This is a genomic window from Acidovorax sp. GW821-FHT09A11 (assembly GCF_059418365.1).
Genome location: NZ_JBWKPS010000008.1, coordinates 99,607 through 112,115 on the forward strand (window position 1 = coordinate 99,607; position 12,509 = coordinate 112,115).

Annotated in this window: 9 protein-coding genes; all 9 read left to right on the forward strand. The window is 65.8% G+C overall.

The genetic code is table 11. The features are described from left to right. Positions 1-376 precede the first annotated feature (376 nt). The 9 genes from AC07PV_RS19530 to AC07PV_RS19570 all read left to right on the forward strand — a co-directional run bounded on the left by AC07PV_RS19530 (position 377) and on the right by AC07PV_RS19570 (position 12,427). A complete protein-coding gene (locus tag AC07PV_RS19530; RefSeq protein WP_494631089.1) occupies positions 377-1,585 on the forward strand; it encodes a PepSY-associated TM helix domain-containing protein in 1,209 nt (402 codons plus the stop codon). Further along, entirely contained in the window at positions 1,582-1,860 is a 279-nt protein-coding gene (locus AC07PV_RS19535; RefSeq protein ID WP_494631090.1) for a hypothetical protein, read from the forward strand. The genes AC07PV_RS19530 and AC07PV_RS19535 overlap by 4 nt, the downstream gene beginning before the upstream one ends. A gap of 35 nt (positions 1,861-1,895) precedes the next feature. After that, positions 1,896-4,136 (forward strand): TonB-dependent receptor, encoded by a 2,241-nt coding sequence (locus tag AC07PV_RS19540; protein WP_494631091.1) that lies wholly within the window; start codon positions 1,896-1,898, stop codon positions 4,134-4,136. 208 nt (positions 4,137-4,344) lie between these two features. After that, a complete protein-coding gene (locus AC07PV_RS19545; protein ID WP_494631093.1) occupies positions 4,345-5,079 on the forward strand; it encodes a TonB-dependent receptor in 735 nt (244 codons plus the stop codon). A 258-nt stretch (positions 5,080-5,337) separates the two neighbouring features. Next, a complete protein-coding gene (locus tag AC07PV_RS19550) occupies positions 5,338-7,464 on the forward strand; it encodes a TonB-dependent siderophore receptor (RefSeq protein WP_494631094.1) in 2,127 nt (708 codons plus the stop codon). Between the two features lie 113 nt (positions 7,465-7,577). Then, positions 7,578-9,755, forward strand: coding sequence for a TonB-dependent siderophore receptor (locus AC07PV_RS19555; RefSeq protein WP_494595206.1), 2,178 nt, complete (start codon positions 7,578-7,580; stop codon positions 9,753-9,755). Positions 9,756-9,990: 235 nt separating this feature from the next. Further along, positions 9,991-10,800, forward strand: a complete 810-nt coding sequence (locus AC07PV_RS19560; RefSeq protein ID WP_369642901.1) for a glycosyltransferase family 2 protein — start codon at positions 9,991-9,993, stop codon at positions 10,798-10,800. After that, positions 10,800-11,213 carry a sugar 3,4-ketoisomerase gene (locus AC07PV_RS19565; protein ID WP_218295419.1) on the forward strand — a complete coding sequence of 138 codons (414 nt, stop codon included), beginning with the start codon at positions 10,800-10,802 and terminating at the stop codon, positions 11,211-11,213. Before AC07PV_RS19560 ends, AC07PV_RS19565 begins: the two co-directional genes overlap by 1 nt. Positions 11,214-11,218: 5 nt before the next feature. Continuing rightward, on the forward strand, positions 11,219-12,427 hold the full coding sequence (locus AC07PV_RS19570; RefSeq protein WP_494631095.1) for an FAD-dependent oxidoreductase: 1,209 nt from the start codon (positions 11,219-11,221) through the stop codon (positions 12,425-12,427). The last annotated feature ends 82 nt before the right edge of the window (positions 12,428-12,509 follow it).

A 12,509-nucleotide genomic window follows, 5' to 3' on the forward strand; every position in this document is an offset into this window, starting at 1 on the left:
AAGCACTTTGGTGGCTCGGCCAACGCCAGTGCGCCGGGACACTGCACGCGATGCCACGGGCGCGCGCCCCCTGCACGCGCCCACCCGCCACCGGGTGTTGCTCATCCCAGACAACGCGGCGCCCCGCGCACCCCCACAATAGGAATAATTCCCATTTGCAATGTAAAATTAGGTATCCGCAAGCCACAGCCCGCGCCCCGCAGCCGGCTGCAGCCAGCACCCACCGCCCCTTCGACGTTTCCGGGTTGCCTGGCTTGACTTCATTCGCCCCTGCTTTTGCCACCTGGGTGGCATCTCCACCGCCGCGTCGCCCGTGCTCGCCGCGCGGGGACCGGGCGCGCGCGCGGGCACCGCGCTCCTATCTTCCGACACCGCCATGAGCCCCACCGCCTTGCGCCGCTGGAGCTGGACCCACAAGTGGTCCAGCCTGGTGTGCACCGTCTTCATGCTGCTGCTGTGCCTCACGGGCCTGCCGCTCATCTTTCACCACGAGATCGGCCACCTGCTGGGCACCGAGGTCGAGGCGCCCCCCATGCCCGCCCACACGCCGCGCGCCAGCCTGGACAAGGTGCTGGCCGCCGCGCAGGCCCTGCACCCCGAGCGCGTGGTGCAGTTCGCCTCGCAGCCCGAGGACGACGACGCGCTGTGGTTCGTCACCCTCACGCCCACGCCCGCGCCGACCGAGGATTTCAAGTCGATCGCGGTGGACGCGCGCACGGCCGCCGTGCTGTCGCAGCGGCCGGTGGACCAGGGTTTCATGTACATCATGTTCCGCCTGCATGTGGACCTGTTCGCGGGCCTGGCGGGCAAGCTGTTCCTGGGGTTCATGGGCTTGCTGCTGCTGGTGGCCATCGTCACCGGCGTGGTGCTGTACGCGCCGTTCATGCGCAAGCTGGCTTTCGGAGAGGTGCGCCGGGACCGGTCCACCCGCGTCAAGTGGCTCGACCTGCACAACCTGCTGGGCATCGTCACCCTGGTGTGGGCCCTCGTGGTGGGCGCCACGGGCATGATCAATACCTGGGCGGACCTGATGATCAAGTACTGGCAGTACGACCAGCTGTCCGTCCTGCTCAAGCCCTACGAAGGCCAGCCCACAGTGCCCGTGGCCGAGCGCGGCCCGCTGCAGCAGTCCCTGCAGGCGGCCCAGGCGCACGCGCCGGAGATGAAGCTGTCGTTCATCGCCTTCCCGGGCACCGCGTTCTCCAGCCCCCACCACAACACCTTCTTCCTGCGCGGCAAGGAACCGCTGACCTCGCGCCTGCTGCAGCCCGTGATGGTGGACGCGCGCACGGCCCAGGTCACGGCCGCGCCGCAGTTGCCCTGGTACCTCACGGCGCTGCTGGTGTCGCAGCCGCTGCACTTTGGCGACTACGGCGGCATGCCGATGAAGATCATCTGGGCGCTGCTCGACATCGCGACCATCGTCGTGCTGGGCAGCGGGCTGTACCTGTGGCTGCGCAAGGGCGTGCAAGCGGGCAACGCCACGGCGGCCACCACCGCGCCAGTGCCCACCGGCCTGCCCACCACCGCTGCCGCTTCAGTACACACCGGCAGCCCGCTGCCGCGCACGGAGGGCCGCGCATGAAGCCGACCCCGTTCTGGTCGCTGTGGGGCTGGCCCATCGTGATGGGCGTGCTCACCACCACGGGCCTGATCACCGCCCTGGTGTCCGACACCTGGGGCGACTGGTGGTCATGGGTGGGCCTGGGCGTTCCGGTGGCGGTGATGGGATGGTTCTCGTGGCCTTTTGCACAGCGTGCCCACCGTTCCACACCTGCCCCGCACGCCACCCCAGGTCGCACCGGCGACCCTGCAGATACCGACATGCGCAGCAGCGACACCGCTTCGGCCCCGCGCTGACACCCCCTTCAACTTCACTTTTTCAGACAACGACCATGCGCCCAGCCACATCCTTCCAGCCTGCCCCGCTGCGCCCCGTTTTTGCCGCCACGCCGGTGGCCATTGCCGCCGCCGTGATGCTCGCGCTGGCGGCGCCTGCCGTGCTGGCCCAGCAGGCTGCGCCAACCACCCCGGCGGAAGGCAAGGCGCTGTCCACCGTGACGGTGAACGCCAGTGCCGACGCATCGGCGCAAGGCCTGTCGCCGGCCTACGCTGGCGGCCAGGTGGCCCGCGGCGGCCGTGCCGGCGTGCTGAGCACCAAGGACGCGATGGACACGCCGTTCTCCATCACCAGCTACACCAACGAGTTCATCCAGGACCGCCACGCCCGCAGCGTGGGTGACGTGCTGCAAAGCGACCCCACGGTGCGCGTGGCGCGCGGCTTCGGCAACTTCCAGGAGGCGTACTTCATCCGCGGCTTCATCCTCGATTCGGACGACACGGCCTACAACGGCCTGTACAGCCTGCTGCCGCGCCAGTACATCGCCACCGAGCTGTTCGAGCGCGTGGAAGTGCTGCGCGGCGCATCGGCCTTCTTGAGCGGTGCCAGCCCCAATGGCGGCGGCATCGGCGGCTCCATCAACCTGCTGCCCAAGCGCGCGCCCAACGAGCCTTTGAACCGCGTGACCTTCGGCGTGTCGAGTGGCGGGCAGACGCAGCTGGCGGCCGACATCGCGCGCCGCTTCGGTCCCGACGGCAACACGGGCATCCGCGTGAATGCGGCCACCCACAACGGCGGCACGGCCGTGGACCATGAAGACGTCAAGCTCGGCCTGGCAGCCGTGGGGCTGGACTGGCGCAGCCGCGACGTGCGCCTGTCGGGCGACATCGGCTGGCAGGACCACAAGCTCAAGAGCACCCGCACCAATGTGACGCTGGGCGCCACCGCCACGCAAATGCCCACGGCACCGGACGGCGGCACCAACTTCGCCCAGCCCTGGACCTACTCCAACGAGCGCGACACCTTCGGCACGCTGCGCGGCGAGTGGGACATCACGCAGGACGTGACCGGCTGGGCCGCTGCTGGCGCGCGCCGCAGCTCCGAGGCCAACTCGCTGGCCAACCTGACGGTGAGCGACAGCAGCACCGGCGCGGGCTCTACCTACCGCTTCGACAACACCCGCAAGGACAGCGTGAACACCGGCGAGCTGGGCCTGCGCGGCAAGCTGCAGACCGGCAGCATGGGCCACGAATGGGTGGTGGTGGCATCGCACTTCAGCGCGGACAAGAAGAACGCCTACGCGATGGACTTTGCCAACACGCAGGCCACCAACCTCTACAACCCCGTGTACAGCCCGCTGCCGGGCTTCAGCGCGGGTGCCTTCCGGGGCGGCGACCTGGCCGACCCGCGCCTGACCGGCAGCACGCGCCTGACCAGCTTTGCCATCGGCGACACGGTGTCGCTGCTGGACAAGCGCCTGCTGCTCACCGGCGGCCTGCGCCACCAGACCATCGAGATCGCCAACTACGCCTACGGCACGGCGGCCGAGACCGACCGCTACGACCAGAGCCGCACCAGCCCGCTGCTGGCGGCCGTCTACAAGCTGGACAAGAGCCTGTCGCTGTACGGCAACTACGTGGAAGGCCTGAGCCAGGGCGCGACCGCGCCCTCCACCGCAGCCAACCGCGGCGAGATGCTGTCGCCCTACGTCGCCAAGCAAAAGGAAGTGGGCGTGAAGTTCGACGGCGGCCGCTTTGGCGGCAGCGTGGCGCTGTTCTCCACCACCAAGCCGCGCGCCTACGTGGGCAGCGACAACATCTTCCGCAGCAACGGCAAGGACCGGCACCAGGGCATCGAGCTGGCCGTGCAGGGCGAGGCCACCAAGGGCCTGCGCCTGCTGGGCGGCCTGACCTGGCTCGACGCCAAGCAGCTGAACACGGGCACCGCCAGCACCGACGGCCTCCGCGTGATCGGCGTACCCAAGCTGCAGGCCAACATCGGCGCCGAATGGGATGTGCCGGGCGTGACCGGCCTGGCGCTGGACGGCCGCCTGGTGCACACCGGCTCGGTGTACGCCAACGCCACCAACACCATCAGCGTGCCCGGCTGGAACCGCCTGGACGTGGGCGTGCGCTACCTGACCGAAGTGCAAGGCCGCCTCGTGACGCTGCGCGCCCGCGTGGACAACCTCACCAACCGCAACTACTGGGCATCGTCGGGCGGCTACCCCGGCGCGGGCTACCTGGTGGTGGGTGCGCCGCGCACGCTGTCGGTCAGCGTGGGCGTGGACTTCTGACGCCACCGCCTCACCCCACACAGCCCCTTGCCCCAGCGGCGCGTCCGTCCGGACGCTGCACCCTGCACGCCGCCGCACAGCCACCCAGCGCCTGACCACCGGGCGTAGGCAGCCAATCCCTTTCGCGTCGCGTTTCGCCCCCTCGTCCAGGGGTGCGCAGCGCTGCGTGCTTGCCGATTTTTGTTGAAACCACCGAAAGGAAACTGCCATGTCCTCGTCCCTGCGCCGCAAGGCCCCCGTGCTTGCCGCCCTGCTCGCCTGTGCATCCCTCACCGCCGTCACCACCGCCCACTCCCACCAGGTGTGGCTGGAGAACGCGGGCGGCCAGGCCCGCCTGCACTTTGGCGAGTTCAACGACAACCTGCGCGAGACCTCGCCGGGCTCGCTGGACAAGTTCAAGGGCGTGCCCGCGCTCGAGCAGCGCACCGGCACCGTTGCGCAACGCGTGGACGGCCAGCTGGGCAAGGACGGCTTCCACTACACCGTGGCCGGCACGCCCGACACGCTGTTCGCCGCCGCCACCTACCCGCTGATCGACCGCAGCAAGCGCAACCTGCCCGCGATGTACTGGCAGCCCTCGGCCCGCTGGGTGGCGGGCCTGACGCAAGCCGTGGCACCCACCGCGCCGCTGGACCTGGTGCCCACCGGCAAGCCCGGCGAGTTCAAGGTGGTCTACAAGGGCGCGCCGCTGCCCAAGGCCAAGGTGCAGCTGGCAGCCCCCTCGGGCTGGACGCGCGAGGCCGAGGCGGCTGAAGACGGCACCGTGACCTTCGTCACCCCCTGGAAGGGCCAGTACGTGGCCGAGGTCAAGCACAGCGACAAGACCCCCGGCGAAGCCCAGGGCGAGAAGTACGGCGAAGCCAGCTACGTGACCACGCTCACCTTCGTGCTGGCCGACGGCATGGCGTCGCCCGCCCTGCCCGCGCCCCCCAAAACCCACTGAGCCACAACGACCGCACCACGCCGCATAACCGCTGCGCCGGGCGGCGGCGCAGCCCGGTACAGCCCATCCGGCACCACCGCACCTGGGCCGCGCCGCGCGGAGCCGTCGCCGCGCGACCCCACACGGCCCGACTTCCTGCCAGAGCCAGCCGATGCCGCCAGCGGGTTCATGTGGGCCGCTTCACGCCCATTTTTCAGCATCAAATTGCCACCTAACGCTAGATATACAAGCGCTAGAAGCTATTAAAAACATAGCATCATGATCCAACCGAACTTTTTGCGCACCGCCGTGGCCCACGCCGCCCTGCTGGCCCTGTGCAGTACAGCCCTGGCACAAACCGGCGCGGCGCCAGACGCCGCCCCGCCCACAGCGGCGCCATCGATGCGCCAGGTGGATGTGGTCGATTCGACCGCGGGCGCGGCCGCCACGCCCGCACGGCGCGCCCAGAGCAGCTCGCGCCTGGGCCTGTCGGTGCTGGAGACACCCCGCTCGGTGAGCGTGATCGACAACGCGCTGATGGAGCAGCAGATGGCCACCACCGAGCGCGACGTGCTGCGCAACGCTTCGGGCGTGTCCATGCGCAGCGAGTACTACGGCTCGTACTCGCAGTTCTCCATCCGGGGGCTGTGGGCCAACAACACCTTCAACTTTTTGCGCGACGGCGCCAAGTTCGTCCACCTGCTGGACCCGCCACTGTTCAACATCGAGCGGGTCGAAGTCATCAAGGGCCCTGCCGCGCTGGAGTTCGGCCAGGTCGCGCCCGGCGGCCTCGTCAACTACGTGAGCAAGCGGCCCCAGGCCGAGGCGCTGCGCAACGTGAAGGTCGGCGTGGGCAGCGACGGCTGGCGCCATGCGGAGTTCGACCTCACCGGCCCGCTCAACGCCGACGGCACGCTGCGCTACCGGCTCGATGGCGGCGCCAGCCGGGGCGGCAGCTTCGTGGACGGCAACACCCCGCGCAAGCAGGGCATCGCCGGCAGCGTGGAGTGGCAGATCACGCCCGACACCGTCTGGCGCGCGCAGGCCGAATACCAGGGCATCGACGGCGTCTCCACCGTGGGCCTGGCGGTGCCCGACCCCAAGAACCCGCGCAGCGCCGACGTGCTGCCGGTGAGCGCGTTCTACGGCGAGCCGTGGCTGACCACCGACGGCCGCATGCGCTTTTACTCCACCGAACTGGAGCACCGCTTCACCGATGGGCTGCAGGGCCGCGTGCACCTGTCGCGCAACGAGACGAACCGCAACGTGAACCTGCCCTCGCCCATGGGCCCTGCGGCCAACGGCCGGGTCCCGCGCGGCTACTGGCTGGCACCCGGGCAGGAATACACGTCGGACACCGCGCTGGCCGAGCTGCGCGCCAAGGTGCAGACCGGCCCGGTGCAACACACCCTGCTGGCCGGCGTGGACTGGCGCACCATCCAGGGCGTGTACGGCGCGCGCGCCACCGGCAACCTGGGTGCCGTCGACCTCTACAACCCGGTGACGGGCCTGGTGCCGGCGGCAGCGTCCACCGGCGTGTCCCGGCTGTCCTCGGACGCGCGCAACACCGGCGTGTTCGTGCAGGACCGCATGGTGCTGGGCGACTTCGGCCTGCTGCTGGGCCTGCGCCACGACCGCTTCAAGGACGCGTACTCCACGCCCGCCACCGACCTGAGCAAGACACAGCCGAGCGCGGCGATCAGCTGGGAGCCCCGCCCCGGCAGCATGCTCTACGCGAGCCATGCGCGCTCGTTCCAGGCCAACACCAGCACGCTGCTGTGGGGCGACCGCTCCGCGCCGCCGTCGGAGGGCAAGCAGCTGGAGGTGGGCTGGAAGCAGGAATGGCTGGACCAGCGCCTGATGACCACGGTGTCGGCCTTCGAGCTGGAGCTGACCAACGCGCCCGCCACCGACCCGCAGCACCCGGGCTACTCGGTGCTGACCGCCCGCCAGCGCATCAAGGGCATCGAGCTGGAGCTGCAAGGCCGCATCACCCCCGGCTGGACGGTGACGGCCAATGCGAGCTTCCACGACCCCAAGGTGCTGTCCGACACCACCGCCGGTGCCAACGTGGGCAACCGTGTCGCGCTGGCCACGCGCCGCAACGCATCGCTGTGGACGCAGTACCGCCTGCCGCAACTGCCCGGCCTGTGGGTCGGCGGCGGCCTGGTGCACCAGGGCGACAAGTTCACCGCCAACGACAACAAGTGGCGCCTGCCGGGCTTCACCGTGGTCGACCTGGCCGTGGGCTACCAGTTCGCGGGCGGCGTGCGGCTGCAGGCCAACCTGAAGAACGCGGGCAACCGCCGCTACTACCTGGACGGCACGGCCACGGCCGCCGGCTTTGGCACTGTGGTGCCCGGCCAGCCGCGCACGGTACAGGTGTCGCTGGACTACACGTTCTGAGGGCGCGCCACACCGTCCGCACCACCCCATCACCTGACCGCAGGCCAGCGCTTGCCCCCGCAAGCCTTGCGCCTCGGGCTTGAAGAGTTTTCAACCATCGGAGAAACAGCACCATGAGACCTGGCACCACCGCCTGCCGCACCGCCATCGCGCAGGCCGCATTGCTCGCGCTGTGCGGCGCCGCCCACGCCCAGCAGGCCACCGCCGAAGGCACGGCCGCCCCCACCGCCGAAAGGGCCCTGGCCCCCGTCACCGTGAGCGCGGGCAGCGAACAGGAAAGCCCCACAGCCCCGGTCACCGGCTTCGTCGCCAAACGCGCGCTGAGCGCCACCAAGACCGACACGCCCCTCATCGAAACCCCGCAGGCCATCAGCGTGATCACCCGCGACCAGATCGAGGCGCAGGGCGTGCAGACGCTGCGCCAGGTCACGGCATACACGGCCGGGGCGGTGTCGAACTACTTCGACAGCCGCGTGGACAGCTTTGCCGCACGCGGCGGCACCGTGTCGCAGTACCAGGACGGCCTGCTGCGCACCTACGGCACCTACAACACCAGCCGGCCCGACCCCTACACGCTGGAGCGGGTGGAGTTTCTGCGCGGGCCGACCTCGGTGCTGTACGGCCAGGGCAGCGTGGGTGGCGTGCTCAACCTCACCAGCAAACGCCCGCAGGCAGAAACGCAACGCGAGCTGCAGCTGCAGCTGGGCAACAACGCCCGCAAGCAGATCGCCGCCGACCTGACCGGTGCGCTCGACCAGGACGGCCAGTGGCTCTACCGCCTGGTGGCCGTGGGCCGCGACAGCGGCAGCCAGGTGGACCACGTGGACGACGACCGCCTGGTGTTCGCGCCCTCGCTCACCTGGAAGCCCAACGCCGACACCTCGCTCACGCTGCAGGCGCTGCACCAGAAGGACCAGAGCGGCTCGATCATCGGCTTCTTCCCGTGGCAGGGCACGCAGCTGGCCAGCCGCTACGGCCAGATCCCGCGCAACACCTTCATCGGCGAGCCGGGCTGGGACGCGTTTGACACCACCAACAACTCCTGGGGCTACCTCTTCAGCCACCGCCTGAACGCGGACTGGACCGTGCGCCAGAACCTGCGCCGCACCGTGAGCGAGGTGGACTACCGCACCATCTACACCAGCTTCACCGCCAACGCCGCCACGGGGCGCCCCGCGCGCCCCGTGTTCAACAGCGACGCCCGCACCGTCGTGCGCGACGCGGTGTGGAACATCAACACCGGCCGCATGCTGCTGATCGACACCCAGCTCGAAGGCAAGCTCAAGACCGGCAGCGCGGACCACACCCTGCTCGCGGGCCTGGACGTGCAGCGCAACCACACCGGCCAGCAGGCCTGGCGCGCCGTGGCACCGGCCATCGACGTGTACAACCCGGTGTACGGTAACTTCACGCCACCCACCACAGCGCAGCTGGTGCGGCAACCGAACGTGGTGCAAAAGCAGCTGGGCTTTTACCTGCAGGACCAGATCAAGTGGGACCGCTGGACCGCCACGCTGGGCCTTCGCCACGACAGCGCCCAGACCGACACCGTGGGCCGCCCCGCGGCCGCGGTGGATGACAAGGCCTGGACCAAGCGTGCGGGCTTCACCTACCAGATGGACGGCGGCTGGGCCCCTTACGCGGGCTATTCCGAGTCCTTCCAGCCGCTGGGCGGCGTGGACGCCTACGGCACGGCCTTCAAACCCCAGCGCGGCGAGCAGTGGGAGGCCGGCGTGAAATGGCAACCCGCCGGCCAGGGCATCAGCGCCTTCGCGGCGGTCTACCAGCTGCGCGAGAAGAACCGCAAGACCAACGACCCCGGCAACCCGCTCAACAGCCTGCAGATCGGCGAAGTCAAGGTCCGGGGCTTTGAAGCCGAAGTGCAGGCCAGCCTGGCCCGCCAGTGGGACTTCACCCTGGGCTACGCCTTCACCGACGCGAAGATCAGCCGCAGCAACGCAGGCGACCAAGGCACCCCCGTGGCCAGCGTGCCTAAGCACACCGCATCGGCTTGGCTGAGCCACCGCTTCGCCAGCGAGGGCCGCGGTGGCTGGACCGTGGGCGCCGGCGTGCGCTACACCGGCTCGCAATGGAGCGGTACCAGCGCCATCAGCACCCCGGCCGCTACATTGGCCGACGCGATGGTGGCGTACGACGCCGGCGACTGGCGCGTGGCCTTCAACGTGGTGAACCTGGCGGACAAGGTGCACATCACGCAATGCCTGGCGCGGGGGGACTGCTTCTATGGGCAGGCACGGACGTACACGTTGACGTCGACGTACCGGTTCTGATGGTCAGAAAGGGGAGACCGCGAGCAACAGACGCAAGCGGTTTCCGGGAGGTATCCAGGCTTTTGCGGGTCGCGGTGCATCCCGAACTAGCCCACCCGACTGTGCTGCGGCATGCACGCAAGCGGCCAACACGACGTAGGCTGGCAAACCCTCCGCGATCCCATTCGGCTCTACTACACTGAGAATTGGAGTTCACTTTACCAAGCCCATGCAACCTAGTCCAAAGCCCTCGAAAGTGGCCGCGCTTGTCCCGGCGTGGCAGTCTTCGGCATTCATTCAAGCAACCCTCGACTGCCTCTCCGCGCAGACTTACCCTCACCTGGAAGTTATCGTCTCTGTAGATGAATGCAGTGATTCAACTTATGAGATCTGCATGGCGCATGCTCAGAAAGACTCGCGCTTCAGGGTGATCTTGCAACCGCATCGACTAGGTTATGTGGGCAACTGCAACTTTTTACTTGATCAGACTGACGCAGATTATGTACTGTTTGCGTTTCACGATGACATCCTAAAACCCGAATACATCAAACTGCTGACAGAAGTGCTGGACATGCGGCCAGAGGTTGTCATGAGTTATTCGGACGTACACTTGACAAACACCAACGGAACTCAAGAGCACTGGATATTCACGGAGCTTGAGGGTGTTCGCGACCCGGTCCAACGGGGTGCACTCATGATGAGTGGGAGTAATAAATGGTGGGTACCCAATCGGGGACTATTTCGCCTAAATCAAGCGCGGCAAATCAACGGCCTCAAAACCCATCGCGCAGGAGAATTTTCCGCAGATTGGCCGTGGCTGTTCCACATGAGCCTCCTGGGAGAATTCGCACGCATCCCTCAAACTCTATGCTACAAATACTACAAACCCGGTAGCTTATCCAGAAGTTGGGAATTCTCCAAACGCCAACGCTATGAGGTCTATGCCGCGATAATGCGGGAAATTTGGATTTCCAACCTCACTACTGAGCAAAAAATGACGCTCGCCAGCCCTTTGGCGAGATGGCTCTATCAAAACAATCCAGATCTCAAAAAAGAGGAAAAGTGATGAACACCATCGCTCCAAACCTCTGTTCCAGTTGGTTTGGGGGGCGAGTCCGCTTCATTGACCTTCCCACTCACACTGATGAGCGAGGCAATCTGCTGCCCCTCGATTTTGATAGCCTGCCCTTCACGCCACGCCGCGCATTCACAGTGACAGATGCCCCAACCGGATCCATTCGGGGGGAGCATGGCCACCGCAGCGGGGAACAACTCCTCATTTGCTTGCATGGAAAGATCGGCCTCTTGCTCAGAAAGGGGCACGAAGAAGTGGATACTGTGCTGACACCAGCCGGACCAGGCCTCCTTTTAGGAGCTGGCGTGTGGTGCCGCCAGACTTATTTGGTTTCGGATTCCTCACTTTTAGTATTGGCCAGCGAACCCTATGATCCCGGATCATATGTCTCGACCTGGAATTAAGACATATGCGAAATCCCCCCCGAATTGCCATCCTTGGTGCTGGAATCATGGGCTGCTCTGCAGCGCTGCTTTTTGCCCGCAAAGGAATCGAAGTATCCATCTTCGATATGGCTGAACAACCGTTCAGTGCGGCAAGCCGATGGAACGAAGGAAAAATCCACTTGGGGTGCCTCTACAGCGCAGATCCATCGCTAAGCACGGCGGATCATGTGATTCCCGGCGGTCTCAGATTTCGGCCATTGATAGAGGAATTGATCGGCACGTCCCTCGCTCCAGCCATTACCTCCGAAGACGACCTGTTTTTTTGCCATCGCAAATCCGTGACTTCTGCATCGGAAATGAAGACGTACATGGAGAAAGTCGTTGAGCGCGTGCGATCTCACCCAGATGCAGCGCGATATCTAGCAGATGCGTCTGAAAGTCGGATTCACCAGCTGAGCTCTTCCGAACTGGCTGGTTTCACATCGTCGCCAGATATTGTTGCAGGCTTTCGGGTTCCAGAAAGATCCGTTGATACCAATTGGGTCGCCGAGCGGTTTATACCTGCGATAGGCGCTGAAAAATTGATTCAACAATTTATGGGAACCCGTGTCATGGCTGCACGGCCCGCAGAGGTTGGAATCAACGGCATGTGGAAAATAGAGACTTCCGCAGGCATATTTGGCCCATACGACTACGTAATAAACTCGCTCTGGCAAGGTCGTTTAGCGATAGATCGAACTGCGGGGCTAGAGCCGACAGGAGTTTGGTCGAACAGATACCGTCAATCGCTTTTCTTGCACACTGCAGAACCGGTTCATGCCCCTTGCGCTGTCATCGCCACCGGACCATTCGGAGACATAAAAAACTACAACGGGCGCGATTTTTATCTCTCCTGGTATCCCGATGGTTTGCGTGTAGACAGCTCTGACATTTCACCACCGGAGCCTCATTTAGCATCCAAAGATGCTGAGGATATATCGAATTCCATTCTCAATCATCTTCAAGCCTTATTGCCGTGGGTAGCAAAAATCCGCGAGCAAGCAGAGCGTTCCACCCTTGAAGGTGGATGGGTTTTTGCCGCCGGCCAAGGAGCACTTTCGGATCGAAAATCAACGCTGCACCGCCGTTCTGATTATGGAACTACAAAATTGGGGAACTATATTTCCATCGACACTGGAAAATACTCAACGGCGCCCGCCCTGGCTCAGGCCCTGGTAGAAAATATCATATGAACGTGGAATAACTATCACATTTCGGTGTGATTGATAGTTTCTAAAAATTCCCTTGATTGCTTACCACCGCAGACAGCGAGCG

Bases quoted from the DNA above. Each gene is read 5' to 3' on its own strand.
- AC07PV_RS19530 (WP_494631089.1), top strand. From the start codon at position 377: ATGAGCCCCACCGCCTTGCGCCGCTGGAGCTGGACCCACAAGTGGTCC.
- AC07PV_RS19535 (WP_494631090.1), top strand. From the start codon at position 1,582: ATGAAGCCGACCCCGTTCTGGTCGCTGTGGGGCTGGCCCATCGTGATG.
- AC07PV_RS19540 (WP_494631091.1), top strand. From the start codon at position 1,896: ATGCGCCCAGCCACATCCTTCCAGCCTGCCCCGCTGCGCCCCGTTTTT.
- AC07PV_RS19545 (WP_494631093.1), top strand. From the start codon at position 4,345: ATGTCCTCGTCCCTGCGCCGCAAGGCCCCCGTGCTTGCCGCCCTGCTC.
- AC07PV_RS19550 (WP_494631094.1), top strand. From the start codon at position 5,338: ATGATCCAACCGAACTTTTTGCGCACCGCCGTGGCCCACGCCGCCCTG.
- AC07PV_RS19555 (WP_494595206.1), top strand. From the start codon at position 7,578: ATGAGACCTGGCACCACCGCCTGCCGCACCGCCATCGCGCAGGCCGCA.
- AC07PV_RS19565 (WP_218295419.1), top strand. From the start codon at position 10,800: ATGAACACCATCGCTCCAAACCTCTGTTCCAGTTGGTTTGGGGGGCGA.
- AC07PV_RS19570 (WP_494631095.1), top strand. From the start codon at position 11,219: ATGCGAAATCCCCCCCGAATTGCCATCCTTGGTGCTGGAATCATGGGC.